Below are 22334 nucleotides of genomic sequence, written 5' to 3' on the forward strand. Positions count from 1 at the left end.
TTTTTATGTTTACCTTGGGAATACTCCCAAGCACGACAGGAAGACCTATTTTGCCGCAGCCACAACAACATTATCTCGTGATCACCGCGTTAGGTGCTGATCGCCCGGGCATCGTCAACACCATAACCCGCCAGGTCAGCAGCTGCGGCTGTAATATTGAAGACAGCCGTCTTGCGATGCTCGGTGATGAGTTTACGTTTATCATGTTGCTTTCCGGTAGCTGGAATGCGATTACGCTGATTGAATCCACCCTGCCGCAAAAAGGCGCAGAGCTGGAATTATTAATCGTGATGAAGCGAACCAGCGCACATGAACGTCCGCCCATGCCTGCTACGGTTTGGGTGAAAGTGGAAGTGAAAGACTCAGCGCATCTGATCGAGCGTTTTACCGATTTGTTCGATACGCATCAGATGAATATCGCCGAACTTGCCTCCAAAACCCGCCCGGCAGATGCCAACACACCGGCGCAGTTATCGATTCAAATTACGGCGCACAGCGCAGCCAACACTGATGCGGCAATTATTGAGCAGGCGTTTCATCAGCTATGTACAGAACTGAAAGCGCAAGGCAGTATTAATGTCGTTAGTTATTCTGAGAATGAAGATAAACTGCAGCAATCGCTAAGAGATATGGAGAAAGACAATGAGCCCACTGAAAGCCGGTGACCCTGCGCCGCAATTTAGTTTGCCCGACCAAGACGGTGAACAAATTAATCTGGCCGACTTCCAGGGACAGAAAGTCCTGGTCTATTTCTATCCTAAAGCCATGACCCCGGGTTGTACCGTACAAGCCTGCGGACTGCGCGATAACATGGATCAGTTAAAAAGTGCCGGCGTTGAAGTGCTGGGGATCAGCACCGATAAGCCGGAAAAGCTGTCGCGTTTTGCTGAGAAAGAACTGCTGAACTTCACTTTGCTGTCCGATGAAGATCATCAGGTCTGTGAACAGTTTGGCGTCTGGGGTGAAAAATCCTTTATGGGTAAAACCTACGATGGCATTCATCGCATCAGCTTCCTGCTCGATGGCAATGGCAAAGTCGAGAAAGTGTTCGACGATTTCAAAACCACTAATCACCATGACATCGTGATGGCCTACCTGAACGGTAAATAACCGAAACGGTCAGAGTGTGGATACAAAAAAAGCGCAGACGCGCTTTTTTTTATTGAATACGCTCAGCAGAATAAATCACCGGGTTTCGTTCAGTGATTCATCCGGCCAGACGTGAACCACTGCTTTGACCAGCGTCGCCAGCGGTATTGCAAAGAACACGCCCCAGAATCCCCACAATCCGCCAAACACCACGACAGAAAGAATAATCACCAGCGGATGCAGATTCACCGCTTCCGAGAACAACAACGGCACAATCACATTCCCGTCCAGACCCTGTACCACCAGATAGGCGACAAAAAGCGTCCAGAAATCCGCGCCCAGTCCCCACTGGAACATCGCGACAATGACCACCGGAATGGTCACCAGCATCGCGCCGATATACGGAATCAGAACCGATACACCGACCAGCACCGCCAGCAGCAGCGAATAATGCAGATCCATCACCCAAAACACCAGATAAGTGGCCACACCGACGATAATCATCTCGAGCACTTTGCCGCGGATATAGTTGGTGACCTGCTGATTCATCTCCACCCAGACCTGTCCGGCCAGTCCACGATCGCGTGGCAGTATGCGACGCACGGCATTCAGCATCTGCTCTTTATCTTTAAGCAGGAAGAAGACCATCATCGGTACCAGAATCAGGTAAATCGCCAGCGTCAGTAAACCGACCAGCGAGGCCAGTGAATATTTCACCACTGATTCACCCAGACCGGATAATTTGCTGCGCATATTTTCTGCCATCATGTCGATGATGCCCGCATCCACCAGCGCAGGATAACGTTTCGGCAATGTCGCGGCGAAATCATAGAAGCGGTTCAGCATGCTCGGTAAATCAGTCATCAGGTTCACGCCCTGCTGCCAGGTCACCGGCGCAATGACAAACATACCGAGCAGTAAAATACCGGCGAAAATAATCAGCACCACGCTCACCGACAGCGTGCGGGAAAGCCCGACATGTTGCAGACGCACTGTCGGCCACTCCAGCAAATAGGCGAGCACCATCGCCACCAGAAGCGGCGCCAGGATGCCATTGAGGAAATAGAGAATGCAGAAACCTGCGACCAGAATAGCCAGCAGTGCGATAGCCTGCGGATCCGTAAAGCGACGGCGATACCACTGTAATAACATATCCAACATCAAGAAAACGCTCCTGTAATTTCGGGTCCGGCATATGCGCGCTGTTCGTTCCCTGCGCGCTCAGACACAAGTAACTATTTAAAAAGTTCGTTGTCACACAACTGTAGCTTCGGAGTGTTTTAAACTCTCACGCGGATAGCTACTATAGAGACCGGCGCAGAGAAAAGCGCAAGAAAATAACAGTCTGGCTGACTGTTCGCGAAAGAAAGGCTCGTAAAGCTCATCGGTATCGCGGTTAACTTATTGGGAAGCAAATGTTTATGGTTATGCGGTTGAAAAAAAGAGTGATTGCCCTGTGTCTGGGTAGCCTGCTCGCGGGTTCCATACTGCCCGCCGGTGCAGATGACAGTTCATTCTGGTCAACTCCCGCGGGTCCCGCAAAAAGCATTAACTCGCCCTTAGCCCCGCCGGTGAGCGACCAGTTACCGGACATCGGCACTACCGCAGGCGGCACGCTCAGTATTAATCAGGAATTACAGATGGGCGATTTTTATGTCCGTCAGATGCGCGCCAGCACGCCGCTGATTAACGATCCGCTGCTCAATCAGTACATCAACGAACTGGGGCAACGGCTGGTGGCGCATGCCTATTCCGTACGCACCCCGTTCCATTTTTTCATCGTTAATAACGATGAGCTGAACGCCTTTGCCTTTTTTGGCGGCAATGTTGTGCTTCACTCTTCGCTGTTCCGCTACACCGATAACGAGAGCCAGCTGGCCTCCGTCATGGCGCACGAAATTTCCCACGTAACCCAGCGCCATCTGGCGCGTGCGATGGAAGACCAGCAACGTAACGCCCCGCTCACCTGGGTGGGCGCGCTGGGGTCGATTCTTCTGGCGATGGCCAGCCCGCAAATGGGCATGGCGGCACTGACCGGTACCCTGGCCGGCACGCAACAGGGCATGATCAGTTTCACGCAGGGCAATGAGCAGGAAGCTGACCGTATCGGCATTCAGGTCTTACAGCGTTCCGGTTTTGATCCGCAGGCTATGCCAGCCTTCCTGCAAAAACTGGCGGATCAGGCAAGTTACTCGACCCGTCCGCCGGAAATGCTGCTGACTCACCCCCTCCCCGACAGCCGCCTGGCCGATATCCGTAACCGCGCCAACCAGATGCCGCACCCGATTGTGCAATCCTCACAAGATTATCTGATGGCAAAAGTGCGCATTTTGGGCATGTACGGTTCCGAGAGTTTCCCGTTGTCAGATGACTATCTGCAAAAACTGAGTAACGGCAATATCCGTGAACAACTGGCGGCAAAATATGGCCGTGCATTGCAATTTTACAAAGCCAAGAAGAATGATCAGGCACGGACCTTACTGGATCAGTTGCTGATACAGTATCCGGGCAATGAATGGTTGCTGGATTTAGCCACCGATAATGATATCGACAGCAAACGTGCACCGCAGGCGATTGCGCGTCTGGAACAGGCCGGTGCGGCCAGTAGTTCCAACGCCGTGCTGCAACTCAACCTGGCCAACGCCTATCTTGAGGGCGCCAAACCCGCCAATGCCATGAAAATTCTCAACCGCTATACTTTTAATTATCCGGGCGATCCGAATGGCTGGGATTTGTTGTCTCAGGCCGCTGCGGCACAAGGACTGCGTGCGCAAGAACTGGCTGCCCGGGCAGAAAGCATGGCGTTAGTCGGACGTCTGGATCAGGCGATTGAGATGCTGAGCAATGCCAGCGCATTACAAAAATTAGGCAGTCTGGAACAGGCCCGTTACGATGCACGAATCGATCAGCTTCGTCAGTTACAGCAACGGTTCCGTCAGTATCAGAAAGGCTGATCCCAGGGCCAGAATGGAGGAAATCTTATGCAACACGATGTCGCAATCTATCATAATCCGGCATGTTCAAAGAGCCGCGAAACCCTGAAATTGCTGGAAGCAGAAGGCATTGAACCGGAAGTGATTTTATATCTGGAAACGCAGCCGTCTGTGGATAAGCTTAAGGAACTGCTCGGGCTGCTGGGCTTTAGCTCAGCACGCGAACTGATGCGTAAGGGCGAGCAAATTTACAAGGACATGAATCTGAAGGATGCTCATCTGAGCGAGGACGCGCTTTTACAGGCAATGGCTGATCACCCGCGGCTGATTGAACGTCCGATTGTGGTAGCCAACGGCAAGGCGCGTTTAGGGCGTCCGCCGGAGCAGGTGAAAGAGATTTTATAACCCCCCGCTTTCCGTTCGGGTTCAGCTAACGAACCCGGACATTCCTTCCCGTTACAGCCCGAGAATTTCTTTCACAAACGGGATTGTCAATTTCCGCTGCGCCGTAATAGAAGCGCGATCGAGCTGATCAAGGGTCATAAACAGCGTACGCATTTCCCGGTCGAGACGCTTAAGCAGAAAACGGCCCACGTCTTCCGGCAGTTCAAAGCCGCGCAGTTTAGCGCGCAACTGCAATGCCTGAAGCTTTTCTTCATCGGAAAGCGGCTGAAGTTTGTAGATTTGTCCCCAGTCCAGACGGGAGGCCAGATCCGGCAGGCTGAGATTCAGCTGACGCGGAGGACGATCGCCGGTAATAAACAGGCGCGTACGACCGGTTTCAAGAATGCGGTTATAGAGATGAAAAACAGCCGCCTCCCATTCATCATCACCGGCAATGCCTTCAATATTGTCGATACAAACCAGCGCCAGATGTTCCATACCGTCCAGGACTTCAGGCACAAAATAAGCGCGTTTATCCAGCGGCACATAACCGACCGCTTCACCGCGTTGTGATAATTCAGCACAAGCCGCATGCAGCAAATGGCTGCGGCCACCGCCTTCGCGTGACCAGAAATAAATATAGGTGCCGTGTTCCTGATGCAATGCGCTCTGAATGGCAGAAAGCAGAGAAGGGTTTTCCCCCGGATAAAAACTGGCAAAGGTTTCATCATCGGGAAGATAAAGTGGCAGGGAAAGCTGTGCCGGCGTATTCAGAAGCACCTCAACCAAAGCGGCATGATGACCGCAGATGTTGTCACGTCAAAAAAAAGAACTGCCGAATTCTAGCAAGGATCCGCGGTGAAATGAACTGTGCCCGGTGCAACCGCTTGCGATCCGAGCACCCGACCGGCGGGTTATGTGCCCGCCGGCCAGGGATTGACTTAAAAACGCCCGGATCAGACCGGCGGATTTTCCCGCTCATCATCAACATCAATGATCTGTTCTTCACCACGGAAAATCTCGATCACTTTGAACAACAGACTCAGGAAAATGCCCACGATCGTTGCCAGCGCCATACCTTTCAGCTCTGCTGCACCAATGTGGATCTTCGCGCCGCTGACACCGATAATCAGGATCACCGCCGTCAGGATCAGATTCTGTGCTTTGTTGTAATCAACCTTCGATTCAATCAGCACGCGGATACCGGATGCGCCAATCACGCCGTACAGCAGCAAAGAAACGCCCCCCATCACGGGCACCGGAACGGCCTGGATTGCCGCCGCCAGTTTGCCGATACAGGAAAGCAGAATGGCGAGGATAGCCGCGCCGCCGATCACCCAGGTACTGTAGACCTTGGTGATGGCCATGACGCCGATATTTTCACCATACGTGGTGTTTGGCGTTGAACCAAAAAAACCGGATAACACGGTCGACAGGCCATTAGCCAGCATCGAACGGTGCAGGCCCGGATCACGCAGCAAATCTTTCTTCACAATGTTTGCCGTCACAACCAGATGCCCGACGTGTTCGGCAATAACAACCAGCGCCGCAGGCAGGATCGTGAGGATAGCGACCCATTCAAAACGTGGCGTATAGAAGGTTGGCAGCGCGAACCAGTGCGCGTTTTCAATGGCAGAAACATTCACCACGCCCATGAAGAACGACAGCGCATAACCCACCAGCACGCCAATCAGGATCGGGATAATCGCCAGGAAGCCGCGGAACAATACGGAACCGAGAATAGTCACGGCCAGCGTCACCAGCGAAATGGTAATGGTGGTGGAATCCACCGCAGCGCCATCAGCAGGCAGCAACCCCGCCATGTTCGCCGCCACGCCCGCCAGCTCCAGCCCGATAACGGCTACAATTGCGCCCATTGCCGCCGGAGGGAACATCACGTTAATCCAGCCAATCCCGGCTTTCTTAACAATCAGCGCCACCAGACAAAACAACAGACCACAGGCAATAAAGCCGCCCAGCGCCACTTCATACCCCATCGGCAACAGCAACAGCACCGGAGAAATAAACGCAAAACTTGAGCCGAGGTAGGCGGGTATCTTCCCTTTACAGACAAATAAATACAGCAAAGTCCCTATGCCATTGAACAGCAGCACTGTTGCCGGGTTGATCTTGAACAGAATAGGCACCAGAACGGTGGCACCAAACATGGCAAACAGATGCTGGAAACTCAGGGGAATCGTCTGCAGCAATGGCGGACGTTCGCTTACCCCGATGACACGACGGGTCATGAATGTGATCCTCTCAAAGGTGTTTGTGATGTTGTGTTAAACAGAACCTTTTGCTCTGCATAATTCGGGTTGCAGAAAGGCGGCCAACCCGTAAGCCCCGGAGACACAGATAATTATGCGCTCAGGGTGAACAGGCACAGCCACGCATCCGCAGCCTGAAGTATGACGAGCAAAAAAAAGCCGACTTCTCAGTCGGCTAATAACTTATTTCGTACCAAATATCTTGTCGCCCGCATCACCGAGCCCCGGGATGATGTAGCCTTTATCATTGAGCCCCTGATCCACCGAGGCGGTGTACAGCTCAACGTCCGGGTGTGCAGCTTCCAGAGCGGCGATCCCTTCCGGCGCGGCAACCAGCACCAGGACTTTAATACTCTGGCAGCCAGCTTTTTTCAGCAGGTCGATGGTCGCAATCATAGACCCCCCGGTCGCCAGCATCGGATCAACCACCAGAGCCAGACGTTCTTCAATGTTAGAAACCAGCTTCTGGAAATACGGCACAGGTTTCAGGGTTTCTTCATCACGGTATACGCCGACTACGCTGATACGCGCGCTTGGAACGTGCTCCAGTACGCCTTCCATCATGCCCAGACCGGCACGCAGGATAGGCACTACGGTAATTTTCTTGCCTTTGATTTGATCAATTTCGACCGGGCCATTCCAGCCTTCAATCGTCACTTTTTCAGTTTCTAAATCGGCAGTCGCTTCATACGTCAGCAGACTCCCCACCTCAGAAGCCAGTTCGCGAAAACGTTTCGTGCTGATGTCATTTTCACGCATCAGGCCCAGCTTGTGTTTCACCAGCGGGTGTTTCACCTCGACGATCTTCATTATTTATTCTCCTAAGGTGGTTGAGCTGCAAAAAAAAATCGCGAGATTATAACGCCATTTTTTTTGAACGCCATACCAAATAGCCTGATCTGGATCAACTTACCCTGCTTCATTGAAGCCGCAGCTGCGTTAGCTGCTCTCTCTCACCCGAATCACTGACTCAAGTCAGCTCATCGGGATTCGCTCGTTTGCTGTCTTGCTGCAACTCCAATGACTTCGGCTAAGTGTTGTATTTTTAAGTATAGATAGTGACTCTGAATAAGGCGCTCGCAAACGTTTGCTTCCACTGTTAGAATTGCCCCGCTTTATTCTTCAACCACCAACCCAAACCGCCGTGGGGACTTCGCAGTGACCGACAAAACCTCTCTCAGCTATAAAGACGCAGGCGTAGATATCGATGCCGGTAACGCATTGGTAGACCGCATTAAAGGTGTAGTAAAACAGACTCGCCGCCCTGAAGTCATGGGTGGACTGGGCGGTTTTGGTGCCCTCTGCGCGCTGCCGCAAAAATATCGTGAACCCGTGCTGGTATCGGGTACCGACGGCGTTGGCACCAAGCTGCGTCTGGCGATGGATTTGAAACGCCACGATACTATCGGTATCGACCTGGTCGCGATGTGCGTCAACGATTTGATCGTTCAGGGCGCCGAACCCCTGTTCTTCCTCGATTATTACGCTACTGGCAAACTGGACGTCGATACGGCTGCCAGCGTGATCACGGGTATCGCAGAAGGCTGTAAACAGTCTGGCTGTGCGTTAGTTGGCGGTGAAACCGCTGAAATGCCGGGCATGTATCACGGCGAAGATTACGACGTGGCAGGCTTCTGCGTGGGCGTGGTGGAAAAATCAGAAATCATCGACGGCAGCAAAGTGGCTGACGGGGATGTGCTGATTGGTCTGGCCGCCAGTGGCCCGCATTCTAACGGTTATTCTCTGGTGCGCAAAATTCTGGAAGTCAGCAAGACCGACCCGGAAACCACCGATCTGGCAGGCAAACCGCTGGCTGATCATTTGCTCGCACCGACCAAAATTTACGTGAAATCGATCCTGAACCTGATCGAAAACGTGGATGTTCACGGCATCGTCCATCTGACCGGTGGCGGCTTCTGGGAAAATATCCCCCGCGTATTGCCGGACAACACGCAGGTGATTATCGATGAATCAAGCTGGCAGTGGCCGGATGTCTTTACCTGGTTGCAAACCGCCGGTAACGTCAGCCGTCATGAAATGTACCGCACCTTTAACTGTGGTGTCGGCATGCTGGTGGCACTTCCTGCAGAACTGGCCGATCAGGCGATTGCATTACTGAACGATAACGGCGAAAAAGCGTGGAAAATTGGCTACATTAAAGCCTCTGATGCCGCTGAACGCGTGATTATTGAATAAAACCAGTAAAACAACTGACTGATGACGGGTAGGAAAATGAAAAGGATTGTGGTTCTGGTATCGGGCGAGGGAAGCAATTTACAGGCCCTGATCGATGCCTGCCAGCAGGGACGAATCAATGCAACGCTTTGTGCGGTCTTCAGCAATAAAGCAGCGGCATACGGGCTTGAAAGAGCCCGTTCAGCCAATATTCCCGCGCATGCGCTGGATGTTAAAGCCTATGAAGACCGTGCGGCGTTTGACGTTGCGCTGGCCGATGCTATCCAAAGTTACCAGCCTGATCTGGTGGTACTTGCCGGTTATATGCGTATTCTGACCGCTGAATTCGTCCGGCGCTTTGCCGGTCGCATGATCAACATTCACCCTTCCCTGCTGCCAAAATATCCGGGTCTGCATACACACCGTCAGGCCATTGAAAATCAGGATGCCGAACACGGGACATCCGTGCATTTCGTGACTGAAGAACTCGACGGGGGTCCGGTAATTTTACAGGCTAAGGTACCGGTGTTTACTGAGGATACCGAAGAAGATCTGATCGCCCGCGTGCAAACGCAGGAACACAGCATTTATCCGCTGGTGGTCAGTTGGTTTGTTGAGGGACGTTTGTCGCTGCAAAACGGCCAGGCACTGCTGGATAACCATCCACTTTCTGAACGTGGATACGCGGAAGATTAATCTGCCATTGCATCACGATTTCACTATAAACCGGCCACGTGCCGGTTTTTTATTTTCCGTTATTTGACATTTGTTTACATTTCGCCCGATATAATGCCCGTCCCGGTGCACGTTTAAACGTCGTTTGTGCGCCGACCTTCATCTGAACCACGTTTGTTTCAGATTTTATATTTACGAAGGTTACCCTCATAAAACGGCTTGTATAGTTGAGGAACACCCCATGTTTAGCCATAACAGCGTCAGATTACGTCCACTGGAAAAGGACGACCTGTCGTTTGTTCATCGTCTTGATAATAACGCCAGCATCATGCGTTACTGGTTTGAAGAACCTTACGAGGCTTTCGTCGAACTGACCGATTTGTATAACAAGCATATCCATGACCAAAGCGAGCGCCGCTTTATTATCGAATTCGAAAGCGGACCGGTCGGCCTGGTCGAATTGGTGGAAATTAATCATATTCACCGCCGCGCGGAGTTTCAGATCATTATTGACCCGCAGCATCAGGGCAAAGGCTTTGCCGGTGATGCCGTCCGTCTGGCGATGGATTATGCCTTCTCCGTGTTGAACCTCTACAAACTGTATTTAATTGTGGATAAAGAAAACAAAAAGGCGATCCATATTTACAGCAAATTAGGGTTCGAGCTTGAAGGGGAACTGAAACAGGAATTTTTTGTGAACGGCGAATATCGCAGCGCCATCCGCATGTGTATTTTCCAGCCTCAGTTCCTGGCGAAATACAAAACCAAGCCTGCTCAGGTCAAACCTGAATCTCTGGTGGGTGCCAGCGCGATTTAATTTATCGCGGTAAAAATTATTCAATATTTATACCCAAAATAATTCGGTTCGCAGGAAGGCGGCAAGTGGGTGAATCCCGCACCACTGATTTAAGTCAGTGGTGCGGGTGAGCAAACGGAGCCAACGCACCTGCGATCTGAAGTATGAAGCGTATCGGTCAGGGTAGACGAACTCCTTCACATGTAAGGCTTTGTCCTCCTTTTTCTCGCAATAATTCCCCTGCTATAAACTCTTCTGAAATCATCCTTTGTTATGTTGGACTTTCCTGTCAATCTTTCGCAATATTGATAGTAGACACTAGGCCCCTCTCACAGATGGCTTCCTGCTGCGCTGGCCGCTTAAAAAGCGGGCAACACGAAGAATATGTTGAGCTATATTGCGGTGTTTTCAGGCAAATTTGCCTGTATGGGCCAGGTTGCAAGCTAAATGAACGGAGTGAAAATGGGTCAGGAAAAGCTTTATATCGAGAAAGAACTAAGCTGGCTGTCCTTCAATGAGCGCGTGTTGCAAGAAGCGGCTGACAAAAGCAATCCCCTGATCGAACGGATGCGTTTTTTAGGGATCTATTCCAATAACCTGGATGAATTTTATAAAGTTCGTTTCGCCGATTTAAAAAGACGGATCCTCATCAGCGAAGAACAAGGTTTTCTGGGCGCGTCCCGCCATTTACTGAAAAAAATCCAGGCCAAGGTGCTGCGCATTGATCAGGAGTTCGACAGCCTTTACAACGACTTGCTTCTGGAAATGGCGCGTAATCAAATTTTCCTTATTAACGAACGTCAGGTTTCCGAAAACCAGCAAGCCTGGCTGCGCCAGTATTTCAAACATCATCTGCGCCAGTACATCACACCGATTCTGATTAATCACGACACCAACCTGGTGCAATTCCTTAAAGACGATTACACCTATCTGGCGGTTGAAATTATCCGCGGCGAAGAGATCCACTACGCGCTGCTCGAAATTCCGTCCGATAAAGTGCCGCGTTTCGTTAACTTGCCACCGGAAGCACCACGCCGCCGTAAGCCAATGATTCTGCTGGATAACATTCTGCGTTATTGTCTGGATGATATTTTTAAAGGCTTCTTCGATTACGATGCGCTGAATGCGTACTCAATGAAAATGACCCGCGATGCTGAATATGATCTGGTCACGGAAATGGAATCGAGCCTGCTGGAGCTGATGTCATCGAGTCTGAAACAGCGTCTGACCGCCGAACCGGTACGTTTCGTTTACCAGCGCGATATGCCGGATGAAATGGTGGAGCTGCTGCGCGGTAAACTCGGTATCTCCAATTATGATTCGGTGATCGCCGGTGGCCGTTACCATAATTTCAAAGATTTCATTGGTTTCCCGAATGTTGGCAAAGCCAATCTGGTGAACCGTCCGCTCCCCCGTCTGCGCCATTTGTGGTTCGACAAATTCCGCAACGGCTTTGCGGCGATCCGTGAACAAGACGTACTGCTGTATTATCCGTATCACACGTTTGAGCATGTACTGGAACTGTTGCGTCAGGCATCTTTCGATCCGAACGTGCTGTCGATAAAAATCAATATCTACCGCGTGGCGAAAGATTCCCGCATCATCGAATCGATGATCCACGCCGCCCACAACGGTAAGAAAGTCACGGTGGTCGTCGAACTGCAGGCGCGCTTTGATGAAGAAGCGAATATTCACTGGGCGAAACGCCTGACGGAAGCCGGTGTGCACGTTATTTTCTCTGCGCCGGGTCTGAAAATTCACGCAAAACTCTTTCTTATTTCCCGCCGGGAAGGCGATGAAATTGTCCGCTATGCTCATATCGGGACCGGTAATTTTAACGAGAAAACAGCGCGGCTTTATACCGACTATTCACTGCTCACCGCCGATGCGAGGATCACCAACGAAGTCCGACGTGTCTTCAACTTTATTGAAAACCCGTACCGCCCGGTGTCGTTCGAGCATCTGATGGTGTCACCGCAAAACTCACGCGACATGCTTTACCGTTTGATTGACCGTGAAATTGCCAACGTGCAGGCAGGGGGTACCGGCGGTATTACGCTGAAAATCAACAATCTGGTGGATAAAGGGCTGATTGACCGTCTCTACGTGGCGTCAAACGTCGGGGTGAAAATCCGTCTGCTGATCCGCGGCATGTGCTCACTGGTACCGAATTTGCCTGGTTTTAGTGAAAATATTCAGGTCACCAGTATCATTGACCGTTATCTGGAACACGATCGCGTGTATGTCTTTGAAAACGGCGGCGAGACTAAAGTCTTCCTGTCTTCTGCCGACTGGATGACACGTAATATTGATTACCGTATTGAAGTGGCCGTTGCCCTGCTCGATCCGCGTCTGAAACAGCGCGTTCTGGATATCCTTGAACTGCTGTTTAGTGACACAGTAAAAGCCAGAGTGATTGATAAAGAACTGAGCAACCGGTATGTTCCACGCGGAAATCGCCGCAAAGTTCGTGCGCAACTGGCGATTTATGAATATCTCAAAGAGCTGGAACAACAAAGTCAGCAAGCCTGAACCCCTGGAGCGTTATACCATTATGCCCCTTAAAAGCAGCCCACTGAATGCTAAACCACAGGAAATTGCGGCCATCGATCTCGGGTCGAACAGTTTCCATATGGTCATTGCCCGCGTCGTCAACGGCGCGCTACAGGTCCTCGGACGCCTGAAACAACGCGTTCATCTGGCCGATGGCCTCGACGCTAAAAATGTGCTCAGTGAAGAAGCCATTCAACGCGGGCTGGATTGCCTGGCTTTATTCGCCGAACGCCTGCAGGGGTTTGCGGAAAATAACGTCACTATCGTCGGCACGCATACGCTGCGTCAGGCAGTGAATGCCGAGGAGTTTCTCAAGCGCGCCAAAGAAGTCATCCCCTACCCGATTGAAATTATTTCCGGGCAGGAGGAGGCACGACTTATTTTTATGGGTGTTGAACATACCCAGCCTGAAAAAGGCCGCAAGCTGGTAGTCGATATCGGTGGCGGTTCAACAGAACTGGTCATCGGGGAAGATTTCGAGCCATTGCTGGCCGAAAGCCGCCGTATGGGCTGCGTCAGTTTTGCGCAGATGTTTTTCCCCAATGGCGAAATCAGTCGCAGTAATTTCAAACGTGCGCAGCTTGCCGCCGCGCAAAAGCTGGAAACTCTGGCGTGGCAATACAGGCTGCAAGGCTGGCAGTATGCTTTGGGTGCATCCGGCAGTATTAAAGCAGCACATGAAGTCCTGGTCGCCATGGGCGAGAAAGACGGCTTAATTACCCCTGAACGGCTGGAAATGCTGACCGAAGCAGTACTGAACTTCAAGCATTTCAGCGCACTGGATTTACCGGGTTTATCGGAAGACAGGCAATCGGTTTTTGTACCGGGTCTGGCCATTCTGCGCGGCGTATTTGATGCGCTGGCGGTCAAAGAGCTGCGTCTTTCGGACGGTGCGCTGCGTGAAGGAGTGCTGTATGAAATGGAAGGCCGCTTCCGTCATCAGGATATCCGTACCCGTACCGCGAAAAGCCTGGCTGAGCATTATAACATTGACCGGGAACAGGCTCGCCGCGTGCTGGATACGACCGAGCAATTGTATGCACAATGGCTGGCGCAAAATACCAAGCTGGTGCAGCCGCAGCTGGAATCACTGTTGAAATTCAGCGCCATGTTGCATGAGGTCGGCCTGAGTATTAACCACACCGGCATGCACCGTCATTCCTCGTATATTTTGCAAAATACTAACTTGCCGGGGTTCAACCAGGAACAGCAAACGCTGCTGGCCACACTGGTACGTTTCCACCGCAAAGCCATCAAGCTGGAAGAACTGCCGCGCCTGAATTTGTTCAAGAAGAAGCACTACATTCCGCTGATTCAGCTTCTGCGCTTAGGCGCATTGCTCAATAACCAGCGTCAGTCGACGACAACGCCTGAATCCCTGCGGTTATCCACCGATGATAATCACTGGACGCTGCGTTTCCCGGCCGGATATCTGGCGCAGAATAACCTGGTTCAGCTGGATTTCGAAAAAGAGCAAAGTTACTGGGATGACGTAACAGGCTGGAAACTGATGCTGGAGGAAGAAGACGGCATTGCGGAAAACTAACCGTTTCGCTGCAATAAAAAAGCCCTCTGGCATCTGATGCGCAGAGGGCTTTTTTCTCCGGCAGCCGTTCAGTTTCAGGCGCCCGGGAGTTCAAGTAGTGTCTTTAACGGCTCCGGTTTACCCACCAGATAACCTTGCATGTAATCCACCCCCAGCGCATGCAGCGCGGTTTTCTGGTCTTCAGTTTCTACATACTCCGCCACAATCGATAAATGCTTCATGCGCGCCACCTGACAGATCGACTGCACAATGTAGGCATCCAGCGAATCAGTGAGCATATTGCGCACGAAGCTGCCGTCAATTTTCAGAATATCAGCCTGGATAGCCTTCAGACGACCATAACTGGCATAGCCGGTACCGAAGTCATCAATCGCAATGCGGCAACCATAAGAACGTAATTCCCGCATCGCCAGGTCAGCATATTTCATATTCTGTAGCAGATGAGATTCGGTCACCTCCAGCACAATCTGGAACGGTTCCACCTCATATTCCAGCATGAGTGCTTTAAAATCGCGGGTAAATGTCGGGCGGCACAACGTCGAAGGTGTGAAATTCACCGCAAAACGCAGGCTTGGCAGACGGACACGGTTTTGATTGATAAACATCAGCGTATGTTTCAGCACCCACATATCCAGCTGATACGACAAACCAAATTCATGCACCACCGGCAGGAACTTATCCGGTGTGATCAGCGTTTCATGCGCACCATCTGACATGCGCAGCAGAATTTCATGATAACTGTCGCCGCGTACCCCTAAGATCGGTTGCGCCATCAGCACAAAACGATCGTCATCCAGTGCCCGCTGGATTTTGTGCAGCATATCGACCTTCTCTCTGATCTCCAGTTGTACCTGAGTGTGATCGTTTTTATTCGATTCCGGCTGTCCGGTGGTCAGGGAAACTTCGGCAATCCCGCTCAGTTCGCCCAGTAAAACCGGCAGATGTTCCACCGGCGAATACACCGTACAGTAAGATAAACCAATGTTGGGATGCAGCGGCAAACCGTTCCAGATGAGTCGGAAATCTTCCAGATAGTCATGCAAATTCTGCAGTTTTTTATCCGCATCTTCGCAGTTAAGCCGCAAGACCAGATCATAACCCGGCAAATGATAAACCTGCTCCTCCTTCTGCAGATAAGGCTTCAGCCCGAGCGCCAGTTGTTGTTTGAACTGAATACGTAACTGCATGCCGTAATTACGGCTTAACACATCCATATCGGAGACGCGGATAAAACAGAGCATGGAACGCGGATAGCGCGCCAGATCACGGTTGAAGGCACGCAGGTTAGGCAGGCCAAACACCGGGTCCTGCAAGGCGGCGGCACTGGATCTTTTCATCAGCAAACGCTGCCGTGAGGCGATAGCCGCCATCAGTAACAACGTGATGGTATAAACCAGCATCAGGGCGGAGACGAACACCAGATTATGAATAAAGCCATTCCCGGAAATAAACCCCTGATAGTAGTGAAATAAAACCGTCAGGGTGAGGGTCCAGACAATACTGATAAAGTAATAACCGTAGCGCCATGCCCCAAACAGCAATACCGGGAACAGTAGCGTCAGCGTGTAATCGCTGAGTAAAATCTTCATGAACGGTTCACTCATCCCCGGCAGGCACAGCAGCGTGACCATAAACACCAGAACCGTAAACCACAGCACAATTTCAGCAAATCTCACGCCCGCTGATTGCTCTTTTCGCAGCCTCATGCATATCACACGTAAATAATGCGGCTTACGGATAATGCGTAACACCAGATAAATCACATGAGAGTTAAGCAGAATGCCGAGGATCAATGCCTGTAAATTGACCAGCGTCCTGAGCGTAACAAAATCCCGTGTCGCCATGCCGAGATAACCGGGCAGTAGCCCGCTTTCAATCACAACCTGCAGCACAATGACGAAAAATAACGTCAGGAAAATCACCAACCAGCCTACGCGGGCCTTCGCCAGATTCATCAGCCCGAGCGGTGCGGACCAGCGGCTGCCCGCCTGCCAGCGATAACCCAGCCAGGCCAGGGACAGCGCGGTGAAGTAAATTACCGTCATCAGCATGCCCATCTCGACCCCAACCCGCAGGTAATAACGCAGGAAAAGCGTCAGGACGATGCCAGGTAATGCAGCCCAGTCAAACACCATCAGCAACGCGACACAGGTCGCCATCGGCATATAAATAAGATAAGTGCGGCCATCCGGCAGGGAGATCATCGGAGAAAGCCACGAGGTCACCGGGATCAGCACCAGCGCACAAATTACGGGGAGTCCCCACCATTTATGGCGCATGTTGTGCCTGGAAAAAATTTTATGCATCAAGTCCATCTAAGTTTTGTGCATGAATTTCATGCCGCAATGAAGGGTTCAAAGTATAACTGACGTCAGACTGGCAGTCCGATGACGGTGGCTACGGGTCGCGTCCTCAATTATCGTTGTAAAAACGTCATCTCACAGAAAAAGCGCAGAAGAAAAAAGAATACAGCGGAGGTCGGGACATCACTTTTAAAATATGACTGGATTCTAATGTGCCCCATCTTAAATCCCTTGATGCATATCAATAAACACAATCTTTATGATTTGGCTGAAATTCATCTCAAACAAATTCATCGCGTGATTAACAAAATAAAATGTATAGATTATTTAATGAGATCATTCCCATGAATAAGGAAAAGGATGCGTTTTTGTCAGTTGTATAAAAGTTAATACCGCACGTTTTGTTCTTAATCCGATTATCTGGCCGCCTGTTTAGATGTGCTATATATTGTAAACGTTATCATTTGCATGTCTTCATTCCTTCACCGTAGCAACGATTTACTTAAGCGATTAAATTATGTCTCGAAAAACCAACATCAGAATAACGAAAATCGTTTTAGCGATAAGCTTCATTATTTTGTTCGGACGTCTGGTCTACTCCGCTATCGGCGCGTATTCACATCATCAGGATCAAAAACAAGCCCTGACCGATACGCAAACTTTGGGGCCACAGGAACCGGCTCCTGAAAAAACCTGTACCGGAACGTTGAAAACCTGCCGTTATTCAAAGGACTAAGGATCTCAAATGCCTGGTGAAAAACCGAAAAATTACGGCCAGAAGCTGGCTGAAAGCCGCAGCAGGATCCTCGATCTCCTTCTGAACACCGATGACCTCGCCGACAGTATTCTGGGCGAGGAACCGGACGTCGATGACGACACGCGTGCACAACTGATGGACAACACCGCCGAGCTGACCTCGCGGATAAAAAATCTTCATGCCGCTGACGTGGCGGACGTACTGGAAGCCTTGCCGATACGGGAGCGTCTGGCGCTTTGGCGGCTGGTAGAACCTGCTGCGCGCGGCAAAGCACTGGTGGAAGTCTCAGAAACGGTCTGGGACAGCCTGATCGAAGAAATGAGCGATAAAGATTTGCTCAAAACCATGTCACTGCTGGATGTCGATGATCAGGTTTATCTGGCGGAGTATCTGCCCCGCGACCTGATTGGCCGCGTACTGACTTCGCTGGATCCGCGCCAGCGCGACAAAGTCCGTGAAGTCATGAAATTCAGTAAAGAATGCGTTGGCCGCATTATGGATTTCGAGTTACTGACCGTTCGTCCGGATGTCTCACTGGGCACCGTTCAGCGCTTTCTCCGATCACGCAAATCAATTCCCCAGGCAACCGACAAAGTCTTTATCACTGACCGGAAAAATACGCTGATCGGCGAATTGCCGCTGACTACCATTTTACTGAACCCGCCGCATACGCTGGTTTCTGACGTGATGATCACCGAACTCACGAGCTTTGAACCGGAGGATAAAGCGGAGGATGCAGCCAGTGCGTTCGAGCGCTACGATCTGATCACCGCTGCCGTCGTGGATAAAAAAGGAAAACTGATGGGGCGCCTGACGGTGGAAGAAATTGTTGATTTCGTCAATAACGACACCGACAGCAACTTACGCCGTATGGGGGGGTTAAGTCCTGAAGAAGATGTTTTCTCGCCGGTGACCAAAGCTGTACGTAATCGCTGGGCATGGCTGGCCATCAATCTGTGTACGGCGTTTGTGGCTTCCCGCGTGATTGGCCTGTTTGAACACACGATTTCACAGCTCGTTGCACTGGCCGCGCTGATGCCCATTGTTGCCGGTATCGGCGGGAATACCGGTAATCAGACCATCACTATGATTGTGCGCGGGCTGGCGTTGCACCACGTACAGCTCGGCAATCTGAAATTCCTGATGTTCAGGGAACTGGGCGTGGCACTGATCAACGGCCTTGTGTGGGGCGGATTAATGGGGGTCGTCACCTGGCTGCTCTACGGCGACTGGCAAATGGGTGCCGTGATGACGTTGGCGATGGTACTGAATTTGCTGCTGGCCGCACTGATGGGCGTCGTGATCCCGCTGACCATGGTGCGTCTTGGCCGGGACCCGGCAGTCGGTTCGAGTGTCATGATTACCGCGCTGACAGACACCGGCGGATTTTTCATTTTCCTCGGCCTCGCCACCATTTTCCTGCTCTGATGAATCAATTCCGGCTTTCTGGCCGGAAAATTCGTTATCTATTACAGCGTAATGTAGAATTTACATTAATAATTAGCGCTGATTCTCCGATATTCATTCCTCCTGTCGCAGCCCGACTTGCGACAGGTGCAGAGTAACAGGAATAAATAAGTGTCACTGCGACTGCCTGCAACTCTCCGTCAGCCAGAAAAAGGTTTTCATTGTGGAAAAGAGCAAACCGCTTTCACGCAGGATTTATCGGGCAAACTGGACATCCTGCTTACTTTTGGGCATTTCAATTTGCCTGCTGGCGCTGACTTGCCTGAGTATTATTCAGAAGTCATCCAGCCTCGCCGGGATGTGGCTACCGACGGCATTGCTGATCCCTGTTTTATTCCATAACCGTTATCGCGCCTGGATCCCGCTGCTGGGGTCCGCTGCGCTTGGGATCGCGGCATCACATACCATCCTCGGCACCCCTTTTTTCCATTACCTGCCTTATCTGATCAACAATCTTATTGAAGGGGCACTTTGCGCCGCGTTGTTGCGCAGAATGCTGCCAGCCCAGGATCCGCTTTCCGGGCTGGGTTCCTGGATGAAATTTCTCTTCGTCGCGGTAATTTTCTGCCCGCTGGTCGGCGCGTTAATTATGCTGTTGTTTATTCTGCCTGCTCATACCCCGGCGGAATTACAAAGCCGCTTTGTGACCTGGTTTATGTCAGAAGCGGTGGCGATCCTCGCTCTCACACCACTGGGGCTAATCTACCAGCGCGGCTATCTGTCTAAACTGCTCACTTCACGACGTCTGTTCGGGCTACTTCTGACGTTAATCCTGACCCTGGCCGCCGGTTATCTTGCGCTGAAATGGCTGCCTTACACTTTCGCATTTATCACCATTCCCCTGCTGTGGTGCGCCATTCGTTTACCCCGGATTGAAGCGTTCATTATTTTCCTGGCAGTGACCCTGATGATTGCGTTACTGCATACCAGCGGCATTATTTCTGTTCAGCCGCGACTGTCGATTCAGGTCCCCCAGGGATTAATTTTTCTGCCGCTGTTACTGATTCTGATGCCTGCGAATGCCATGGCGATGGCGATGCATGCGCTGCGCGCTGAAAAATCTCACATCACACAGAGTGAAAATCGCTTCAGAAATGCCATGGAATATTCAGCGATTGGTATGACGCTGGTATCTCCGGAAGGCAAACTGTTGCAGGTAAACAAAGCGTTATGTCAGTTGCTGGGTTATGAGGCGGAGTATCTGACGACCCTGACGTTCCAGGAAATTACCTATCATGACGATTTGGGCAAAGACCTGATGCTACTGCAGCAACTGCTTAACGATGAAATCCAGAGCTACACCCTGGAGAAGCGCTATATGCGCCGCAGCGGGGAAATTATCTGGACACTGCTCGCCGTATCGCTGGTGCGTGATGAACACCATAATCCGCTGTATTTCATTTCTCAGATTGAAGATATCAACGAACTTAAACACACCGAAGTGACCAATAAGCGCCTTTCGGAAGCGCTGCATGAAGAAAAAGAACTGCTGCATATCACGCTCAATTCTATCAATGAAGCCGTGATCTCAACTGACCGTAACATGAATATTACTTTCATGAATCCGGTGGCCGAGAAAATGACCGGCTGGACAGAACAGCAGGCACAGGGACAACCGGTGAGCCGCATTGTGCTTATCAGCAAAGGGGCGGGAGGGCCGCTTATCGATAACCTTTTGCAGTTTGATATCAATGAAAACCTGCACTCTTCGGTTGAGCGTTCCCTGGTTCTGCACGGACAGCATACTGCTTTGTTTGACGTTCAGCTGGCCGTGTCGCCGCTGCGTACATTGAAAGACGAACCGATTGGCATTGTGCTGGTACTACAGGATGTCAGTAAATCCCGCGAACTGATGCGCAAACTTAGCTACAGCGCCTCTCACGATTTACTCACCGGGTTATCGAATCGTGGCAGCTTCGAATCGAGCCTGAAAAAAGCGCTCAATGTGACGGCAACACAACGTCAGTCTCATGTGCTGGCGTTTATCGATCTGGATCATTTTAAGGCGATTAACGACACGGCAGGGCATGCCGCCGGGGATGAACTGCTGCGTCAGTTAAGCACCCTGATGCAGGAGAATATCCGCAACAGTGACCGGCTGGCGCGGCTGGGTGGCGATGAATTTGCGCTGATTTTATTTGATTGTCCCCAGGAACAGGGGTTGATAACGCTTCAGCATCTGGTGGATAAAATCAATAATTTTTACTTTATTTGGGAAGGAAATGGCTACCGGATCGGAGCCAGCGCAGGGATGACGCAAATAAACGATGCAAACGTAACCGGCAGCGAATACATGGCGCAGGCGGATATGGCCTGCTATATCGCCAAACACAACGGACGCGGGCGGGTTTATAAATATGAACCGGAGCAAAAAAACGCCATCGCGTACACCAGCGGCGAAACACCGCCTGAAAATCCTCAGTCTGGTGCACAAGGGTAACATTGGAACCCGACTAGGGCGTATCCGGCTGCCAGTCGTGATTGAACCATAAATGTAGCGTGGCATAAGTACGCCAGGGTTTCCAGATTTCGGCATAGCGGGCAATTTTCGCCGGCGTCATTCCCGGAAAGCGTTGCTTAATCAGATAATCGCCCCCGAGAAAAACATCAGGCGCAGACCAGGCGCGCATGGCGATATAACTGGCGGTCCAGTTGCCAATCCCCGGCATTGCCAGCAGTTGTTTTATTCCGTCCTGCACATCGGTGATGCCATCCAGCGGCAAACGACCCTCCTCCACCGCCTGTGCAAGATTAATCAGACATGCCGCACGCTTGCCCTGCACACCGATGCCCCGTAAATCATCCACCGTTAACTGCCCGATCGTAGCCGCAGATGGAAACAAATGGGTCAGTGCCACAAACGGCGTACACACAGAGTCTCCCCATTTTTCGGTCAGCCGCGTTGCCAGTGTCGCCGCCATTTTCACGCTCACCAGTTGTCCGAGAATGGCGCGAACCGTCAGCTCAAAACGGTTGATACAGCCCGGCAGACGTAATCCCACGGCGTTTTCCGCCAGCGTCCCCAGACCGCCGGCGATCAGCATCGGCTGCGCATCCAGATCCAGCAAACGCCGCACCTGTGCCGCCACTTTTTCCGTGACCGGCGAGAGCGACGCCGACACTTCCAGCTCAACGCCATGTTGCTCAGGCAACGGACGCAGCCGCAACCAGCCTGTCAGCCGTTCACCATTGTGCATCACTGCCAGCGTGCGCTGATAATATTCGCCGTCCTGCTGTTCGACGCCCTGCAACGCACGTACGCCGAGAAAAGTCGTCATCCATTGCCAGTCATACGGAGGCTGATACGTCAGAAGCATTCGGGTCACAGGGTAATCCTTATAAAAAAGCCTCCAAAAAGGAGGCTGTTGAGATCACGCCTCTCCAAA

18 protein-coding genes are annotated in these 22334 nt (G+C 51.4%); 12 read left to right on the plus strand and 6 right to left on the minus strand.

Going from position 1 to position 22334, the window contains the following annotated elements:
• Positions 1-50: 50 nt before the first annotated feature.
• Together ETV65_RS24000 and bcp are read left to right on the plus strand one after the other, a co-directional pair.
• Positions 51-665 (plus strand): glycine cleavage system transcriptional repressor, encoded by a 615-nt coding sequence (locus ETV65_RS24000; protein WP_129955592.1) that lies wholly within the window; start codon positions 51-53, stop codon positions 663-665.
• Positions 643-1110, plus strand: coding sequence for a thioredoxin-dependent thiol peroxidase (gene bcp, locus ETV65_RS24005; protein WP_015698249.1), 468 nt, complete (start codon positions 643-645; stop codon positions 1108-1110). The genes ETV65_RS24000 and bcp overlap by 23 nt, the downstream gene beginning before the upstream one ends.
• Before the next feature lie 75 nt (positions 1111-1185).
• On the opposite strand, the gene ETV65_RS24010 is transcribed toward bcp, so the two are convergent.
• Positions 1186-2250 carry an AI-2E family transporter gene (locus ETV65_RS24010; RefSeq protein ID WP_129955593.1) on the minus strand — a complete coding sequence of 355 codons (1065 nt, stop codon included), beginning with the start codon at positions 2248-2250 and terminating at the stop codon, positions 1186-1188.
• A gap of 260 nt (positions 2251-2510) precedes the next feature.
• Here ETV65_RS24010 and ETV65_RS24015 point away from each other — a divergent pair, with 260 nt between their 5' ends.
• Both ETV65_RS24015 and arsC read left to right on the plus strand, forming a co-directional pair.
• On the plus strand, positions 2511-4043 hold the full coding sequence (locus tag ETV65_RS24015; protein ID WP_165383774.1) for a M48 family metallopeptidase: 1533 nt from the start codon (positions 2511-2513) through the stop codon (positions 4041-4043).
• Positions 4044-4070: 27 nt separating this feature from the next.
• Complete coding sequence (gene arsC / locus ETV65_RS24020; protein ID WP_129955595.1) at positions 4071-4427, plus strand: arsenate reductase (glutaredoxin); 357 nt, start codon at positions 4071-4073, stop codon at positions 4425-4427.
• Positions 4428-4478: 51 nt separating this feature from the next.
• Here the strand turns inward: arsC and hda are convergent, their stop codons facing one another.
• The 3 genes from hda to upp form a co-directional block, all read right to left on the minus strand.
• Positions 4479-5186, minus strand: coding sequence for a DnaA inactivator Hda (gene hda, locus ETV65_RS24025; RefSeq protein WP_013576559.1), 708 nt, complete (start codon positions 5184-5186; stop codon positions 4479-4481).
• A 176-nt stretch (positions 5187-5362) separates the two neighbouring features.
• Positions 5363-6655, minus strand: a complete 1293-nt coding sequence (gene uraA / locus ETV65_RS24030; RefSeq protein ID WP_129955596.1) for a uracil permease — start codon at positions 6653-6655, stop codon at positions 5363-5365.
• Between the two features lie 204 nt (positions 6656-6859).
• The gene (gene upp / locus ETV65_RS24035) at positions 6860-7486 is read right to left on the minus strand and encodes a uracil phosphoribosyltransferase (RefSeq protein WP_013576561.1); all 627 of its coding nucleotides are present in this window, start codon (positions 7484-7486) and stop codon (positions 6860-6862) included.
• Between the two features lie 348 nt (positions 7487-7834).
• Here upp and purM point away from each other — a divergent pair, with 348 nt between their 5' ends.
• From purM to ppx, 5 genes are all read left to right on the plus strand, one after another.
• Positions 7835-8872, plus strand: a complete 1038-nt coding sequence (purM, locus tag ETV65_RS24040; RefSeq protein WP_129955597.1) for a phosphoribosylformylglycinamidine cyclo-ligase — start codon at positions 7835-7837, stop codon at positions 8870-8872.
• A 36-nt stretch (positions 8873-8908) separates the two neighbouring features.
• Positions 8909-9547 carry a phosphoribosylglycinamide formyltransferase gene (gene purN, locus ETV65_RS24045; RefSeq protein ID WP_129955598.1) on the plus strand — a complete coding sequence of 213 codons (639 nt, stop codon included), beginning with the start codon at positions 8909-8911 and terminating at the stop codon, positions 9545-9547.
• Between the two features lie 220 nt (positions 9548-9767).
• Complete coding sequence (speG, locus tag ETV65_RS24050) at positions 9768-10343, plus strand: spermidine N1-acetyltransferase (protein ID WP_129955599.1); 576 nt, start codon at positions 9768-9770, stop codon at positions 10341-10343.
• A gap of 441 nt (positions 10344-10784) precedes the next feature.
• Positions 10785-12854 (plus strand): polyphosphate kinase 1, encoded by a 2070-nt coding sequence (gene ppk1, locus ETV65_RS24055; protein WP_129955600.1) that lies wholly within the window; start codon positions 10785-10787, stop codon positions 12852-12854.
• Positions 12855-12876: 22 nt separating this feature from the next.
• Positions 12877-14421, plus strand: a complete 1545-nt coding sequence (gene ppx, locus ETV65_RS24060; protein ID WP_129955626.1) for an exopolyphosphatase — start codon at positions 12877-12879, stop codon at positions 14419-14421.
• A 74-nt stretch (positions 14422-14495) separates the two neighbouring features.
• On the opposite strand, the gene ETV65_RS24065 is transcribed toward ppx, so the two are convergent.
• The gene (locus tag ETV65_RS24065) at positions 14496-16700 is read right to left on the minus strand and encodes an EAL domain-containing protein (protein WP_240782878.1); all 2205 of its coding nucleotides are present in this window, start codon (positions 16698-16700) and stop codon (positions 14496-14498) included.
• A gap of 541 nt (positions 16701-17241) precedes the next feature.
• On the opposite strand from ETV65_RS24065, the gene ETV65_RS25280 reads away from it, so the two are divergent.
• The 3 genes from ETV65_RS25280 (at position 17242) to ETV65_RS24080 (ending at position 21388) form a co-directional block, all read left to right on the plus strand.
• The gene (locus ETV65_RS25280) at positions 17242-17460 is read left to right on the plus strand and encodes a YfgG family protein (protein ID WP_129955602.1); all 219 of its coding nucleotides are present in this window, start codon (positions 17242-17244) and stop codon (positions 17458-17460) included.
• A gap of 9 nt (positions 17461-17469) precedes the next feature.
• A complete protein-coding gene (mgtE, locus tag ETV65_RS24075; RefSeq protein WP_129955603.1) occupies positions 17470-18909 on the plus strand; it encodes a magnesium transporter in 1440 nt (479 codons plus the stop codon).
• A gap of 202 nt (positions 18910-19111) precedes the next feature.
• The gene (locus tag ETV65_RS24080) at positions 19112-21388 is read left to right on the plus strand and encodes a diguanylate cyclase (protein ID WP_129955604.1); all 2277 of its coding nucleotides are present in this window, start codon (positions 19112-19114) and stop codon (positions 21386-21388) included.
• A gap of 13 nt (positions 21389-21401) precedes the next feature.
• On the opposite strand, the gene alkA is transcribed toward ETV65_RS24080, so the two are convergent.
• Positions 21402-22265, minus strand: coding sequence for a DNA-3-methyladenine glycosylase 2 (gene alkA, locus ETV65_RS24085; RefSeq protein ID WP_240782880.1), 864 nt, complete (start codon positions 22263-22265; stop codon positions 21402-21404).
• Between the last annotated feature and the right edge of the window lie 69 nt (positions 22266-22334).

This window comes from Rahnella sp. RFA10(1/100) (assembly GCF_004195115.1).
Lineage (GTDB): Bacteria > Pseudomonadota > Gammaproteobacteria > Enterobacterales > Enterobacteriaceae > Rahnella > Rahnella perminowiae.